At 48.8% G+C, this 15,604-nt stretch carries 11 protein-coding genes; 10 read left to right on the top strand and 1 reads right to left on the bottom strand.

Annotated features, from left to right (window positions below; genetic code table 11):
• The first annotated feature begins 81 nt into the window (after window positions 1-81).
• The 5 genes from DESLBE_RS00625 (at window position 82) to carB (ending at window position 6,408) form a co-directional block, all read left to right on the top strand.
• Window positions 82-414 (top strand): hypothetical protein, encoded by a 333-nt coding sequence (locus tag DESLBE_RS00625; RefSeq protein ID WP_144674820.1) that lies wholly within the window; start codon window positions 82-84, stop codon window positions 412-414.
• Between the two features lie 17 nt (window positions 415-431).
• Window positions 432-1,064 (top strand): hypothetical protein, encoded by a 633-nt coding sequence (locus tag DESLBE_RS00630; RefSeq protein ID WP_243131202.1) that lies wholly within the window; start codon window positions 432-434, stop codon window positions 1,062-1,064.
• Window positions 1,065-1,320: 256 nt separating this feature from the next.
• Entirely contained in the window at window positions 1,321-1,821 is a 501-nt protein-coding gene (locus tag DESLBE_RS00640; protein ID WP_144674822.1) for a hypothetical protein, read from the top strand.
• Window positions 1,822-2,072: 251 nt separating this feature from the next.
• The gene (gene carA, locus DESLBE_RS00645; RefSeq protein ID WP_144674823.1) at window positions 2,073-3,179 is read left to right on the top strand and encodes a glutamine-hydrolyzing carbamoyl-phosphate synthase small subunit; all 1,107 of its coding nucleotides are present in this window, start codon (window positions 2,073-2,075) and stop codon (window positions 3,177-3,179) included.
• On the top strand, window positions 3,169-6,408 hold the full coding sequence (carB, locus tag DESLBE_RS00650; RefSeq protein ID WP_144674824.1) for a carbamoyl-phosphate synthase large subunit: 3,240 nt from the start codon (window positions 3,169-3,171) through the stop codon (window positions 6,406-6,408). The genes carA and carB overlap by 11 nt, the downstream gene beginning before the upstream one ends.
• Window positions 6,409-6,585: 177 nt before the next feature.
• Here carB and DESLBE_RS00655 read toward each other — a convergent pair whose 3' ends face one another.
• Complete coding sequence (locus DESLBE_RS00655) at window positions 6,586-7,110, bottom strand: CarD family transcriptional regulator (RefSeq protein WP_011460015.1); 525 nt, start codon at window positions 7,108-7,110, stop codon at window positions 6,586-6,588.
• Window positions 7,111-7,354: 244 nt separating this feature from the next.
• Here DESLBE_RS00655 and glgB point away from each other — a divergent pair, with 244 nt between their 5' ends.
• The 5 genes from glgB to glgA are packed head-to-tail and all read left to right on the top strand — an operon-like array spanning window position 7,355 to window position 15,603.
• Window positions 7,355-9,301, top strand: coding sequence for a 1,4-alpha-glucan branching protein GlgB (gene glgB, locus DESLBE_RS00660; RefSeq protein WP_144674825.1), 1,947 nt, complete (start codon window positions 7,355-7,357; stop codon window positions 9,299-9,301).
• Window positions 9,302-9,359: 58 nt separating this feature from the next.
• Complete coding sequence (locus DESLBE_RS00665) at window positions 9,360-11,795, top strand: glycogen/starch/alpha-glucan phosphorylase (protein WP_144674826.1); 2,436 nt, start codon at window positions 9,360-9,362, stop codon at window positions 11,793-11,795.
• A 37-nt stretch (window positions 11,796-11,832) separates the two neighbouring features.
• A complete protein-coding gene (locus DESLBE_RS00670; protein WP_018306154.1) occupies window positions 11,833-13,029 on the top strand; it encodes a glucose-1-phosphate adenylyltransferase in 1,197 nt (398 codons plus the stop codon).
• Between the two features lie 14 nt (window positions 13,030-13,043).
• Window positions 13,044-14,162 (top strand): glucose-1-phosphate adenylyltransferase subunit GlgD, encoded by a 1,119-nt coding sequence (gene glgD, locus DESLBE_RS00675; RefSeq protein WP_015944465.1) that lies wholly within the window; start codon window positions 13,044-13,046, stop codon window positions 14,160-14,162.
• A 4-nt stretch (window positions 14,163-14,166) separates the two neighbouring features.
• Window positions 14,167-15,603, top strand: coding sequence for a glycogen synthase GlgA (gene glgA, locus DESLBE_RS00680; protein ID WP_144674827.1), 1,437 nt, complete (start codon window positions 14,167-14,169; stop codon window positions 15,601-15,603).
• The last annotated feature ends 1 nt before the right edge of the window (window position 15,604 follow it).

Genomic DNA, 15,604 nt, shown 5'->3' on the forward strand with positions numbered 1-15,604 from the left:
CCCATTTCAAGCCGGCTAAGGAGACTTATGCACTGCAGCAGATTATTTTCCAAACGGGAATTTAGGTAGGGGGATGTTAGTGTGTTTGTAGTGAACGGTGCTGATTATACTATCCTTGTTAGCGGAGCTATGGGAGCATTATTGTTTTTCGCCATTCAATTTATTCTCTGCTTCAAGGCAAAACGCATTACTGTGAAGTGCATCCCTATCTATTTGGCTCTCTTAGGTGGAGCATTTTGCTTAGCTCTTTGGGCTGGGCTATTGGATTCTTATTCAGCCGGAGCAATATCGGGCAATCAGCTTGCAGCATATATCTGTGGCATTGTGGTTGGAATAGCCTCATTAGGAATAGTTATAGCATGGATATTATACGGAGTTATTTCCCGAGCTCGCAATAAGCGAGAGATTAGGTAGGAATGGAGGGGAAAGATTTGAAAGCTAGATTATTTTGGGCCATCCTCATTGGCATTGCGTTTTTCACGACGGGATGCACTAAATCAACGGATCTAGATGACCTAATTGGCATGAGCAAAGATATCCAAGAGCTTTATTACGAAGAGCGTAATTCTGGAGAAATCATTTTTGACGGCAAGGTCTGGGCTAAAGATAATCAATTTAAATATGAAGTAACGGTCTACGACAATAATAAAAAGATAGACACTCTCGGCTTGCTGACGGATAATTCGGGTAAGAGGACAACATATCGGATTCCAAACCCAAATGCATCCAGTGCCCCATCAACGGGAATATCGGGAACATTTCAGGGAATAAGAGAGGATTCGTTTTTAAGATATATCGATAGGATCGATCTGGAAAAGGCAGAAATTGTGGGGGCGGAAGAAGTAGAAGGAAGGCAAAGTGTCATTGTCAAGACAAACACAGCTAATGGAGTAGATCCATCTAAACTATGGATAGATAAAAAAACAGGAGTCCCAACTAAGATCGAATTCGCGGAGAATGAGAAGATGGTGACCTCATTGACGTATAAGAACATAAAAATAGGTCCCGGCTCGGTTTCTGATCAAGAATTTGCGGTTCCTGAGTCGGCAATGATTTTAGAATAAGAAGGAAACTTACAAAGTAATTTAGATAAAGAGAGGGGAAATCGAGATGAACCCGATACACACGGATTTCACATTATTAATACAGACGATTTCTTTCCTGGTCCTTGTGTTATTCACTGGCTTGTTGATTAGCATTCCATTCGTTTTAAGGAAAAGAAAAAAGGATCAGGATATCCTTGAGAAGCTGGATAGGGTTATAGACATCCTGGAAAGAGAAAAGAACAACAGCAATCACCATTAGAGATTCAGGGGGGAAATGGTGAAAAGAAGCAAAGCTTTTATGCTTTTTCTAAGTGTGTTGGTGATTGCTTTCAGCCTGGCTCTGTATAAATTCTATCCTGTCTCAGAGGCTCTTTATTATAATGAGAGTATTTCCGTTTCCGCAGTCAAACTTTTTATGACGGAAGAGGAATTGCTCAATACCATGGATGAAAAAGCGGAGTTTGTCTATGGAATGGGAGGGAATGGCTGGAGATTCAGCGATAGCGGGATTTTTGTGATGACATCATCCCTTGGATTATTCAAGAACAGAGTAGCATTGATTGATACGGAGAATACCTCACATAGCATCTTGGGAATTAAAGCAGGCGACAATTGGGATTCGGCTGTAACCTGCTTGAAAAAGCGCGGATTCAAAGAGTTCAGCCATGACATCTATACAAAGGGTAATGCGGAGATTCAACTTTCTGGAGGAAGTAAAATCAGTGGATTAAGGATTAGAATCGCAGACCCGGCCTATAAAGGTGTACAGTTTTAGCAAAGAAGTAGTTTAAGAGTGTGAGGTTTCGTTGCACTCCGGCTAAAGAAAAAAAGAACCGTGACAAAGGCCTGATTCCTGTTCAGCAGGGATTAGGCTTTTGTGTTGCAGCCAAGTCTATCCTATCCAATCAGGACCCAAGGGAAATTTCTTTAAAGCCATTGAATAATTATACGTTGAAAAGTATAATTATTAGGTAAAACATTGAGAAGCCAAGGGGGAGCGCAGGAATTATCTGAGGAGGGGTTAGATTGCAGGCTGCATTAGTATTAGAAAACGGAAAAATATTCATGGGAGAGTCCTTTGGCGCCGGTGGTGAAATTCGGGGAGAGGTGGTTTTCAATACAGGAATGACCGGCTATCAGGAAGTCCTCACTGATCCTTCCTATAAGGGACAGATGGTATGCATGACCTATCCGCTGATCGGCAACTACGGCATCAATGCCTTGGATCATCAGTCCTCCCAGATCCAGGTCCAGGGATTTATCGTGAAGGAAGCGGCGCGCAATCCCAATCATTGGCAGCTGGAAAAGAATATCTCCAGAGCCTTGGCTCAGGCAGGGGTTGTCGGAATCAAGGGTATTGATACCCGGGCCTTAACCCGCATTATCCGGGAGCATGGCGTGTTGCGGGGAATGATTACCACCGAGCTTGGGGAACTGGACCAAAAAGCTCTGGAGTTGAAGAATTGGAAAATTCCTCAGGACGCAGTGGCTCAGGTGAGCACCAGAGAGACCTATACGTTGCCGCCACTGGGCAAAACAGACCCGCAGAAACCTTTTCAGGTGGTGGTGATAGACTTTGGCATTAAAGGCAGTATTCTCAGAGCCATGCAGGAAGAAGGCTATGCCCTGACCGTGGTGCCTTACTCTGCTTCAGCCCAGGAGATTCTTGAGCTGAAACCGGATGGGGTGTTTCTCTCCAACGGTCCCGGGGACCCTAAGGATGTGGCCGTTGGCATTAAGACCATCGATGGATTGGTGAATAAGCTCCCTGTCTTTGGTATTTGCCTGGGGCATCAGCTCCTGACCTTAGCTTTAGGCGGGGACACCTATAAACTGAAATACGGGCACCGGGGAGGGAATCAGCCTGTTCAGGATTTACGCACCCAAAAAGTCCATATCACTTCCCAAAACCATGGCTATGCCGTGGCGGCAGAGAGTTTGGCCGATACCCCTTTGGAGGTCACCCATCTCAACCTGAATGACCAGACCGTAGAAGGTGTCCAGCACAAGGAGCTTCCCGTATTTTCCGTGCAGTATCACCCGGAAGCCGGGCCAGGCCCCAACGACTCACTCTACCTCTTTAAAGAATTTACCACCCTGATGACAGAATGGAGGATACATCATGCCACTTAATCCAGCCTGGAAAAAAGTACTCGTCATTGGCTCAGGTCCCATCGTCATCGGTCAGGCGGCAGAATTCGACTATGCCGGCACTCAGGCCTGCAAGGCTTTGCGGGAAGTTGGCATCGAAGTTATTCTGGTGAACAGCAATCCGGCCACCATCATGACCGATGAACAGATGGCAGATCGCATCTATCTGGAACCCCTTCTGCCCAAGAACCTGGAAGGAATCCTGGCTCAGGAACGGCCTGATGCTCTCCTCCCCACCTTAGGCGGGCAGACGGGATTGAATTTGGCGATGAAGCTCCAGGAAGAAGGAATTCTGGAGCGTTACGGAGTTGCCCTGATCGGGTGTAACGCGGAAACCATCTATAAGGCAGAAGACCGGGAAGCTTTCAAGGAAACCATGCTGGAAATCGGTGAACCCCTTGCCGAAAGTGCCATCGTCACCAGTCTGGAAGAAGGTCTGGCCTTTACCGCCCGCCGGGGATATCCGGTGATCATCCGTCCGGCTTACACCTTAGGGGGTACAGGAGGGGGCTTTGCCAAAAATGAAAAGGAGCTTCTCGAGGTGCTTCACCGGGGACTGCAAGCCAGCCCCATTCATCAGTGCCTCTTAGAGCGCAGTGTGGCGGGCTGGAAAGAAATTGAGTACGAAGTAATGCGGGATGCCATGGATAACTGCATTGCCGTCTGCAATATGGAAAATATCGATCCGGTAGGAATCCATACGGGGGATAGTATCGTTGTAGCTCCCTCACAAACCTTGACCGATGGCGAGTATCAAATGCTGCGCTCCTCTTCCCTGAAAATTATCCGGGCCCTGGGTGTGAATGGAGGCTGTAATGTTCAGTTTGCCCTGGACCCGGAGAGCAGGGAGTATGTGGTTATTGAGGTAAACCCACGGGTCAGCCGCTCCAGTGCCTTGGCGTCCAAAGCTACCGGCTATCCTATCGCCAAGATGGCCGCTCTTTTAGCCGTGGGCTTCACCCTGCCGGAACTGCGCAACCCGGTTACCGGTCACACCAGCGCCTGCTTTGAGCCGGCTCTGGATTATGTGGTGGTCAAATTCCCCCGTTGGCCCTTTGATAAATTTCCGGCGGCGGATAATCGCCTGGGGACGCAAATGAAAGCCACAGGCGAAGTTATGGCCATAGACAGGACCCTGGAGGGAGCTTTGCTGAAGGCTGTCCGTTCTCTGGAAATCGGAGCGATGGGCTTAAGAATTGCCGACTCAGGGCGTTGGACGGAGATGGAGATCGAACATAAGCTGGCCCAGGCGGATCATGAACGCTTCTTTGCCATTGCCGAAGCTTTCCGCCGGGATTGGACCATTCTCGAAGTCCAGATGCTGACTAAGATCGATCCCTTTTTCCTCAACAAGCTGAAAGAGCTGGTGCTTTTGGAACGCCGCCTGGGGAGTGAGCCCCTTACCCTGGAGCTGCTGCGGTCAGCCAAAAGCCAAGGGTTTTCCGACCAGGCCATCGGCCGCTTAAGAGGCGTAACCCAGGAAGAGATCCGGCAGGAACGGTGCCGCTATGACCTGAAGCCTGTCTACAAAACAGTGGATACCTGTGCTGCCGAATTTTATTCCTCTACACCCTATTACTATTCTACTTATGAAGAAGAGGATGAAGTGGCAGTTCATTCCGGTCCTAAAGTCATTGTTCTGGGCTCGGGACCGATTCGGATCGGACAAGGGATAGAATTTGACTATTGCTCCGTTCATGCCCTTTGGGCCTTACAAGAGCTGGGAATTGAGTCCATCATGATCAACAATAATCCGGAGACGGTTTCTACGGATTTCGATACGGGAGATAAGCTTTATTTTGAACCCTTAACCTTAGAAGATGTCCTCCATATTATTGAGAAGGAAAAAGCTGACGGTGTTTTGGTCCAATTTGGAGGCCAAACGGCCATTAACCTGGCGAGTCCGCTGCAAAAAGCCGGGGTAAGGATTCTGGGCAGTCAAGTCGATGCCATCGATAAGGCCGAAGATCGGGAACGCTTTGCCCAGCTGCTTCTTGAACTGGGAATTCCTCAGTCGGAAGGCTGCGCAGCGACCTCAGTCAGTCAGGCCAGGGCTATTGCCGAAGAACTGGGCTTTCCGGTGTTGGTCCGGCCTTCCTATGTTATTGGCGGCAGAGCCATGCAGGTGGTGGAAAATTTCGCCGAACTGGAAAGCTATCTTACCCAGGCCATAACCTTATCCCCGGAGCATCCCATTCTGGTGGATCGCTATCTGGAGGGTAAAGAAGTCGAGGTGGATGCCGTTGCTGATGGTGAGATCACGGTCATTCCGGGGATCATGGAGCATATTGAGCGGGCCGGAGTTCATTCCGGAGACAGCCTGGCTGTCTATCCCACCCAAAGCCTCACTCCTGCAGAAATCCAGCAGATTCAGGATTATACCTGCCGCATAGCTAAGGGCATGGAGGTTCGTGGTCTGCTCAATATTCAGTTTGTGGTGGTCAACGGTAAAGTCTATGTGATTGAAGTGAATCCCCGGGCCAGCCGGACCGTACCCATTCTTTCCAAAGTTACAGGAATTCCCCTGGTTGCTTTGGCGGTGCGGGTGGCCATGGGTGAGAAACTGGCGGACCTGGGGTATGCTCATGGCCTGGCCCCGGAGATTCCCTTTGTCGTCGTTAAGGCTCCGGTCTTCTCCTTTGAAAAGCTTACCCAAGTCGAGACCTCTTTAGGTCCGGAGATGAAATCTACAGGAGAAGTTCTGGGTATGGATGTGAATTTTGGCCATGCTTTGGCCAAAGCCTTTGCGGCGTCCCATGTTCCTCTGCCGGAGAAGGGAGATATTTTGGTGGCTGTAGCGGAAAAAGACCGCCCGGAAGCCATCGCTATGACCCGGGAACTTTCCCGGCTGGGCTTTGGGGTAAAGGCTACCGGGAATACAGCTAAAGCGCTGCTCTTTTGCGGAGTTCCTTTAGAAGAGGTAAGAGAAGCCAGCACCGAACTTAAGGAAGCCGTCCGCCGGCAGGAATTCTCCTTTGTTCTCAGCACCCCCAGCAAAGGAGATTCTGAAGAGCGGACCGGGTACTTATTGCGTCGTTTGGCTGCGGAGCACCGGGTACCTTGCCTCACCTCCATGGATACTGCCCAAGCGGTGGTGCGCGCCCTTAAGGAGATCCGCAATCATACTGCGCCGCAAACCCTCCCTTTACAAGCGTATCTGGCCATGAAAGGTTCCACTGTGGCAGCCAGTACGCTGCCCTCGGATGCTTGAGGGACGCGGATATGAGATAAAGCCCCTTGCTGCAAATTCGGAATCGATTACGAATTAGGCAATCGGCATGAAAAACGGGACCTGTCCCCTTGATTCCCCTTGATTCACCTTAAAAAAAGAGCATCGCCGTAGTCCGGCGGTGCTCTTTCTTCATGTACAGCATATTTAACAAAAGTTTCAGCCCAATGCTTCCTGCTTTTCCTTTTCCTCTTTAGCCTGATTGATAACGCTCTGGAGCATTTCCACGGCTTTTTCCATTTCGATGCCTTTCACCTGGACGATTTCACTGGTGACAAGCTGCAAGGCAGTGTGCAGCATGTTATTATCTTCCATTCCCAGTTTGTGGAGATTGCTCTTTCTCGTTAAGTCGCGAATAATCTCGCTCTCCTGATAGATATCGCCGCTCTTCATTTTTTTCTTATTGATATCACGGTAAAAGCGGTTATTGCTTTCAAACATGACGGGGTCCGTATCTCCCTCAAAGAAAAAGCGCAGTACATCATCGACGACCTCGCTGTTGACCACTTGGCGTATCCCTAAATCCTCAGCTTTGCCTACTGGAATCATAATTTCCATATTGACATGAGGAATGTTCAGGAGGTAATACTGCCCTTTAACACCTAAGACCTCTTTTTCTTCAATGGAATCGATTATTCCTGCTCCATACATGGGATAGAGTACCTTATCACCCACTTGAAACATTGAGTCACCCCCCAAAGAATTTCCTGAATTGATTATAACATAAAACTTATTGAATGTAAAAAAATAGTATGATATCATAAATATAAGCAAGATGTCAATATAAAAATTTTGGTTATGTTCTAATGCTCACAATACTCCAGAAGTTGCAGGTAAACCTCCCGGGAAAAGTTGGCGGTTCTAAAGGAAGGTGATCCATCGTAGAATTAAACGCTATGTTTAATTTCAATAACAAAGGAGTTGTATTATGGCTTGGGTAGGAGAGGATAACGCATTGCAGGTTCAAGACATCAAGATGCAGTCAAAAATACAGAAGGACAGCCCTTTGCTCACCCAAGAAGAGATGGTTCTCTTTAATTGTGGTGAGTTTTATTATAGTTACCGCAAACTCGGTGCTCATTTCCTAGAGCATAAGGGGCGGTGGGGAACGTATTTTGCCGTATGGGCTCCTCAGGCCAGGCAAGTCTCTGTAGTAGGAGATTTTAACGGCTGGTGCGGAGTGAACCATTCTCTGCAAAAATGGGAGGAACACGGAATTTGGACACTCTTTATTCCCGGCCTGCCCACAGGGGAGATCTACAAATATGAAATCCTCACTTCTTCAGGGGAGTCGGTGTTGAAAGCGGACCCCTACGCCTTTTTTTCCGAAGTGCGGCCCCATACAGCTTCGGTGATCTATTCCCTGGAGGATTATGCATGGGGGGATCGGGCTTGGCTGGCTCAGCGCAAAACCAGGAATCCCCAGGGGCGGCCCTTGTCCGTCTACGAAATCCATTTAGGCTCATGGCGAAGAACAGAAGACGGACGGTTCCTTAATTATGCTCAACTGGTGACCGTGTTGATCCCCTATGTAAAATCCATGGGCTATACTCATATAGAGATCCTGCCGCTGATGGAGCATCCTTATGACGGCTCCTGGGGTTATCAGATCACGGGATTCTATGCCTGCACCAGCCGGTATGGCACCCCCCACGATCTGATGTACCTGATCGACCAATGCCATCAGGCGGGAATCGGCGTGATCCTGGATTGGGTCCCGGGCCATTTTTGCATGGATGCCCACGGTCTGGGCAAATTTGATGGAAGTTCCCTCTATGAGAGAGAAGTTCATGAGCAATGGGGTACTTATAAATTCGATTATTCCCGTTCGGAAGTCCGGAGCTTCCTGATCTCCAATGCAGTCTTTTGGCTGGACGTCTTTCATGTGGATGGCTTGCGGGTGGATGGAGTGAGCAGCATGCTCTATCTGGATTACGGGAAAGCAAAAGGAGCCTGGCAGCCCAACAGATATGGCGGCCGGGAAAATCTGGAGGCCGTCGGCTTTATAAAACAGCTCAATGCAACCCTTCATGGCCTTTATCCCGACGCCTTGCTCATAGCCGAAGAAGCTACGGATTGGCAGGGGGTGACCGGGCCTCTTGATCAGGAAGGACTGGGGTTCACGTTTAAATGGAATATGGGCTGGATGAATGATACCCTCCGTTATATTGGCCTGGACTTCAATGAACGCAGATCCTTTCATCAGCTCTTAACCTTTCCCATGATGTATGCCTATGCCGAGAGCTACATTCTCCCCTTGTCCCATGATGAGGTGGTCCATGGCAAAAAGTCCTTACTGGATAAAATGCCGGGAGATTACGGACAGAAGTTTGCAGGTTTAAGGGGACTAACCACCTATTTCATGACCAGTCCCGGCAAAAAGCTGCTCTTTATGGGGGGAGAGATCCCTCAGTTCATCGAGTGGCGGGAAGATCGGGAGCTGGACTGGTTTCTTATGGATTATGAGATGCATAGAAAATACCATGGCTTTGTTCAACAGCTCAATGGGCTGTATTTGCGGGAAAAGGCCTTATGGGAAATCGATGGGGACTGGACCGGATTTGAATGGATCGATGTCCATAACCATGAACAGGGAGTGATAGTCTTTTGCCGCAAGGGAAAGTCCTTTCAGGACAGGCTGGTGGTTCTGATCAATTTTCAGCCTTATAACCATGAAAGGTATCGAATCGGCGTGGAAATGGCCAAGGGTTACCGGGAAATACTGAACACCGACTCGACAGACTTCGGTGGATGGGGTATGACCAATCCCGGGCTTTTAAAAGTAGAGGGAGTACCGTGGCATGGCCGGGAATTTTCCCTGGAAATTCGGGTTCCTGCTCTGGGTGCCATGATATTAAAGCCCGAACTTGCATAATTATTGGAATGGGGAATAAATATTGCAGTACTTCGGTTTTGAAGGAGAGAAAAACAGGATGTTCTCAGACAAAAATGGTTTTAAAGATGCCTATCTGGAGAAATTCGCCGAAATCAAGGGGAAATCCATTGAGGAAGGAACTCTCTGGGATAAATACCATACCTTAGTGGTGCTGCTCAGGGAAGAGATCAGCCTTAGCCGCGCCTTTATCAACTATGCCGATCCCAAAAACCGTCCCGCCAAGCAAGTCTATTATTTTTCCATGGAGTTTCTAATTGGCAAATTGCTGCATAATTATCTTATTAACATCGGCATTCAGGATATCGTTGCGGAAGGTTTGGAGGAGCTGAATATTGACCTCCAGGAGCTTTTGGCTCAGGAATGCGATGCGGGGTTGGGAAATGGGGGGCTGGGGCGTTTAGCGGCCTGCTTCCTGGATTCGATGGCCTTTCTGGGCATAGCCGGCCATGGCAATGGCATCCGCTATAAGTATGGGCTCTTCGAACAGAAAATCGTCAATGGCTATCAAACCGAGGTGGCCGACCATTGGCTGAAGAACGGTTACCCCTGGGAAGTGCGCAAACCGGATAAATCCGTGGTGATTAAGTACAAAGGGAAAGTGCGGGTAGAAAACATTAATGACCGGCTGGTATTCCATCATGAGAATTATGAGCCGGTGCTGGCCGTTCCCTATGATATTCCCATCGTCAGCTATGAAAATCCTTTTCTGGTCAATAATCTAAGATTATGGAGCGCCGAACCTTTATCTTCCGAATTGGACCTGGCCTTATTCAATCAAGGCAACTTTACGCAGGCTCTGAGCAATAAATCAGAAGTGGAGGCCATCTCGTATATATTGTATCCAGAGGACAGCAATCTGGCCGGAAGAGAGCTGCGCCTGAAGCAGGAGTATTTCTTTGTGGCGGCGGGACTGGCAACGATTGTGCGCAACTATAAGAAAAACCATGGTTCGCTCAGAGGCTTCTCCCAGGGGGTGTCCATCCATATCAATGATACCCACCCGGCCCTTTGTATTCCTGAGTTAATGCGGATTCTCATCGATGAAGAAGGAATGGATTGGGAGGAAAGCTGGAATATCACCGTGGATGCCATTTCCTACACCAATCACACCATTATGCCGGAAGCCTTGGAAAAATGGCCTTTGGACTTATTCAGGAATCTCCTGCCCAGAATCACCATGATTATTGAAGAGATTGACCGGCGTTTCAAGGAGAAGCTTTTAAGACGGTTCTTTAACAGCGAGGAACTGTTCAGGAGCACCCCCATCATCAAAGAGGGACAGATCTATATGGCCAATCTGGCCATGATTGGCAGCCATTCCGTAAATGGGGTGGCTAAGCTGCATACAGAGATTCTCAAAAAGCATGTCTTCAAGGATTTTCACCGGATCTTCGGGTATAAATTCACGAATTTAACCAATGGCGTGAACCACCGGCGTTTTCTCTTAACGGCCAATCCCTTGCTTTCCGAGCTGATTACCGAGGGGATCGGTCCGGGATGGAAGACCAATGCCGGCGAATTGGCAGAGCTGCACCGGTTCAAAGAAGACAGCGCCTTTCTTGACCGGCTGGCTCAGGTGAAGTACCAAAACAAATTGAGATTGGCGGAGATCATTGCCAAGGGGCAGGGAATCCAGATTGATCCCCATTCTCTCTATGATGTTCATGTGAAACGGATTCATGCTTATAAACGGCAGCTTCTCAATGTTCTGAAAGTCATGGATCTCTATAACCGCCTGCTGGCGGATCCTGGGTCGGTTCAAGGGACGTATACCTTTATCTTCGGCGGCAAAGCGGCTCCCGGCTACCATTATGCCAAAAGCATCATCAAACTGATTCATGTTATAGCTGACAAAATCAATCAGGAGCCGAGGATCAAAGAGCAGCTGAAAGTGGTTTTCATGGAGAACTTTAATGTGTCTTCAGCAGAGAGAATCTACCCTGCGGCAGATCTCAGTGAGCAAATCTCCACAGCGGGCAAAGAAGCCTCCGGCACCGGCAATATGAAGTTTATGATGAACGGGGCCCTGACCATCGGCACTTTGGACGGAGCTAATGTGGAGATCAGGGAGGCGGTGGGCGAGGACCATATCTTTATCTTCGGACTGACGGCCGAGGAAATCCTTGCCCATAATCTGAACAGAACCTATCGCTCCTGGGATGAATACCATGCCAATCCACGCCTGGAGAATATTCTGGAACAACTGATTTCCAAGCAGTTTATGGAAAATGATTGGGAATTCCGCACCGTCTATGATTCCCTGCTCCTCTACAACGATGAATTCTATGTACTCAAAGATTTTGCAGCTTATATGAAGACCTTCGGGGAAGCGGCGGATCGTTATGCAGCGCAGGAGCAATGGCTCCGGTCCTCTTTGCACAATATTGCGGAGTCGGGAGTCTTCTCCACAGACCGAACCATCAGGGAATATGCCCATCAGGTTTGGCGGGTGCGCTGCCGCAGAATGGACTAAGGAAGCAGAATGGAGTGAGGAAAAAGGAGGTGGAATCATGAGAAAGAAAGAATGCATCGCCATGCTGCTGGCGGGAGGGCAGGGAAGCAGGCTGGGCTGCCTGACTCGTAATATTCCTAAACCTGCCGTATCTTTTGCCGGCAAATACCGGATTATCGATTTTAGCCTCAGCAATTGCAGCAATTCCAATATTGACACAGTGGGGGTTTTGACTCAGTATAAGCCCTTTGCCTTGAATACCTACATCAATATGGGTTCCGCTTGGGATCTAAATTGCTTAAATGGAGGAATCCATATCCTTCCCCCCTTTGTCGGTGAAGCTCAGGGAAGCTGGTACAAAGGAACTGCCAACGCCATCTATCAGAATATGGATTTTATCAATTTTTACAACCCGGAGTACATCCTGATCCTCTCCGGTGATCACATCTACCAAATGGATTATTATGAGATGCTGTCCTACCACAAGCAAAAGCATGCGGAAGTCACTCTCTCCGCCATTGCTGTGCCTTGGGAAGAGGCTTCCCGTTTCGGAGTTATGGTGACGGATGCCGGGGGCCGGATTATCCGGTTTGAGGAAAAGCCCCCCCGTCCGGAAAGTAATTTAGCTTCCATGGGCGTCTATATCTTTAATTGGGATGTGCTTAAGGAAGCTCTGCTGGAAGACGAGAGGGACCCTCAATCGGATCATGACTTCGGCAAGAATGTTCTTCCCCGGCTTTTGCAGCAGGGGAGACGGCTTTACTCTTATCTTTTTCATGGCTATTGGCGGGATGTGGGGACGATTGAAAGCTATTACAATGCCAATATGGAAGTTCTGCAGGAAGAAAGGGTGGATAAGTTTTTCGAGTTGAAGCAGCGGGTTTTCTCCAATGAAGAGATTCTCGCTCCTCAACACCTTGGTGAGCGGGCGAAGATCCACAATAGTCTCATTGGCAATGGGTGCACGATCCTGGGAGAGGTCCGTGACTCCGTCATTGCCTCAGGAGTCTATGTGGGGGAAGGGAGCCTTATTGAACAGTCCATCTTACTGCCCAATTCAGAAATCCATGAGGATGTCCGCCTGCACAAGACCATCCTCGGAGAGAATGCCATTGTCCGGGCTCATTGCCGGATCGGTGATAAAAGGGAAGGGAATCCGCCCCAGGAAGGCATCACCGTGATTGGCGACCATTTGCACATCCCGGAGGGCACCGTCATTAGCGAAGGGGAAAATGTGAGGAAAGACACCGCTTGAAGGGAGGGGGAATAATGACTAATGCCATCGGCATGATTTTTGGCAATCTGAATTCAAGTGCGTTACAAGGGCTGGACCCCAACCGGCCCATAGGAACAGTTCCTTTTGGAGGGCGCTACCGGCTTTTGGACTTTGCTCTCTCCAGTATGGTCAATTCCGGCATCCACACAGTAGGTTTAATCACACCTCAGCAGTACCGGCCTATGCTGGATCATTTGGGGGCCGGCAGGGACTGGTCTTTGGACCGCAAATCGGGAGGTTTGTTTTTCCTCCCCGGAGTTATTCATAGTCTGAACCATACCGTTCATTTTAGCTTGCAGGATATTGCCGTCAATATTGATTTTCTGGAGAAAGATTGTGCGAAGAATATCATCATCAGCAGCTCCGACCAAGTATTCAACCTGGATTTCCGGCCTGTTTTAGAGGAGCATGAACAGGCGCAAGCGGATATTACTTTGGTTTATAATCAATCGGTTCATCCCCCGGAGGGGAGCGAGCGGATTTACTTAAGGATGAATGCCCATAAAAAGGTGACGGCCATGTCGAAAAGCAAAGAAGTGGCAGGCTTGCAGAGCCCCTGGAACTACTTTATCGATATCCTGATTATCCGGCGGGAGCTTCTGCTGCAGATGCTCAGGGGTTATGGCAGCATCGGTACCATTGAATTGAGCGAAGTCATCGCCCATCATCTGGACATCATTAATGTACAGGGCTATTTTTGCGGCGGGTATGTGGGACGGATTCGTTCCGTGCAGGACTATTTCCTTAATAACATGGCTTTATTGCAGGAAGAAGTCCGCCGGGATCTCTTTATTAATACCCGGCCGATCCGGACCAAGATCAGAGATAACCCGCCGACCAAATACGGCAAGCAGGCTCAGGTCAAAAACTCCCTGATTTCCAGCGGCTGCACTCTCGAAGGGAAAGTGGAAAATACCATCCTTTCCCGGGGGGTAGTGATCGAAGAAGGCTGTGAGGTGCGGAACTGCATCATCATGTCCAAATGCGTGATCGGCAAACATTCCGTTCTTGAGAACCTGATTATGGATAAGTTCGTGGAAATCAATGAGGGAAGTGTTTTGAAAGGTCAGCCCAATAAACTGATGGTCATACCCAAAAAAGCCGTTATCTAAAGAAATGTTCCTTTGCTGCTTTGGAGGAGGTGCGCAAATGAAGGTTCTTTTTGCTATAACTGAAGCTGAGCCTTTTGTCAAGACAGGAGGCCTGGGAGAAGTAGGACGATATCTCCCTTTAGCTCTTCAGGAGCAGGGTGTGGAGATTCGGGTCATTCTTCCCCAATACAGCAGTATTCCCCGGAATTATTTGCAGAAGATGAAGACGATTAAAGAATTCACAGTTCCTCTGGCCTGGAGAAATCAATATTGCGGATTAAAGGAATTAAAGTATGAGGGCATCCATTATTATTTTTTGGATAATGAATATTACTTCCGGCGTTCAAGATGCTATGGGGACGGGGATGAAGGAGAGCAGTACGCTTATTTCAGCCGGGCGGTCCTGGAGAGCGTCCGCTACCTGCCTGAGTTCAAACCGGATATTATCCATTGTCATGACTGGCATACGGCCTTGGTTCCCCTGTTTTTAAAAGCCTTTTATGCTCAGGATACCCTTTATTACAATATAAAGACCTTATTCACCATCCATAATCTGAAATATCAGGGGATATTTCCTCGGGAGGTCCGGGAGGATGTTCTGGGGTTGAGTGGAGAGCTTTCTTCTTCAGCCCAGCTTGAATTTTATGGCGGAGTCAATTTTATGAAGGCCGGGATCATGCACAGTGATCAGGTCACCACCGTGAGTCCCACCTATGCCCGGGAAATTCAGCATCCCTATTTTGGGGAAGGCCTCCATGGAGTCATTCAGGGGCGGAAAGATTCCTTGCTGGGGATACTTAATGGTGTCCCCCGGCCTTGGCCTTCCCCAACTTTGGCCGATAAAAGGGAAAACAGGATGAAGCTCCAGGAGCAGCTGAATTTTACGAACAATGAAGAGATCCCCATCCTCAGTATGATTTCACGCTTGGTAGAACAGAAGGGGCTGGACCTGCTTCTGCATGTGCTGGATGAGATCCTGGCCCTGGATATCCGGCTGGTTGTCTTAGGCACGGGAGACGCTCATTATGAGCAGCGCCTGCAAAGGTTTGCGGAAGGGTATCCCGGCAAGTTACGAGTTATATTAGGCTATCAGGAAGAACTGGCCCACAGGATCTATGCCGGGGCGGACATCTTTCTCATGCCTTCCCGGTTTGAACCTTGCGGTATAGCCCAGATGATCGCCATGAGCTATGGCACCATTCCTATCGTTCGGGAGACGGGCGGTTTAAAAGATACTGTCAGGCCCTATTCCCCAATCTCGGGGGAAGGGAATGGATTCACCTTTACTGATTACAATGCTCATGAGCTTCTCTATGCCATTCAAAAGGCGGTGGAGATGTTCCGGAATCAAAAAGATGCTTGGCAAAAGCTTCAGGAAAATGCCCTGAGTTCGGATTTCAGCTGGAACCGATCCGCTGCCCGGTACCGGGATGTCTATGAGAGCTTGTATTATTCTTCGTAAA

Source organism: Desulfitobacterium sp. LBE, assembly GCF_007830365.1.
GTDB classification, from domain to species: domain Bacteria; phylum Bacillota; class Desulfitobacteriia; order Desulfitobacteriales; family Desulfitobacteriaceae; genus Desulfitobacterium; species Desulfitobacterium hafniense.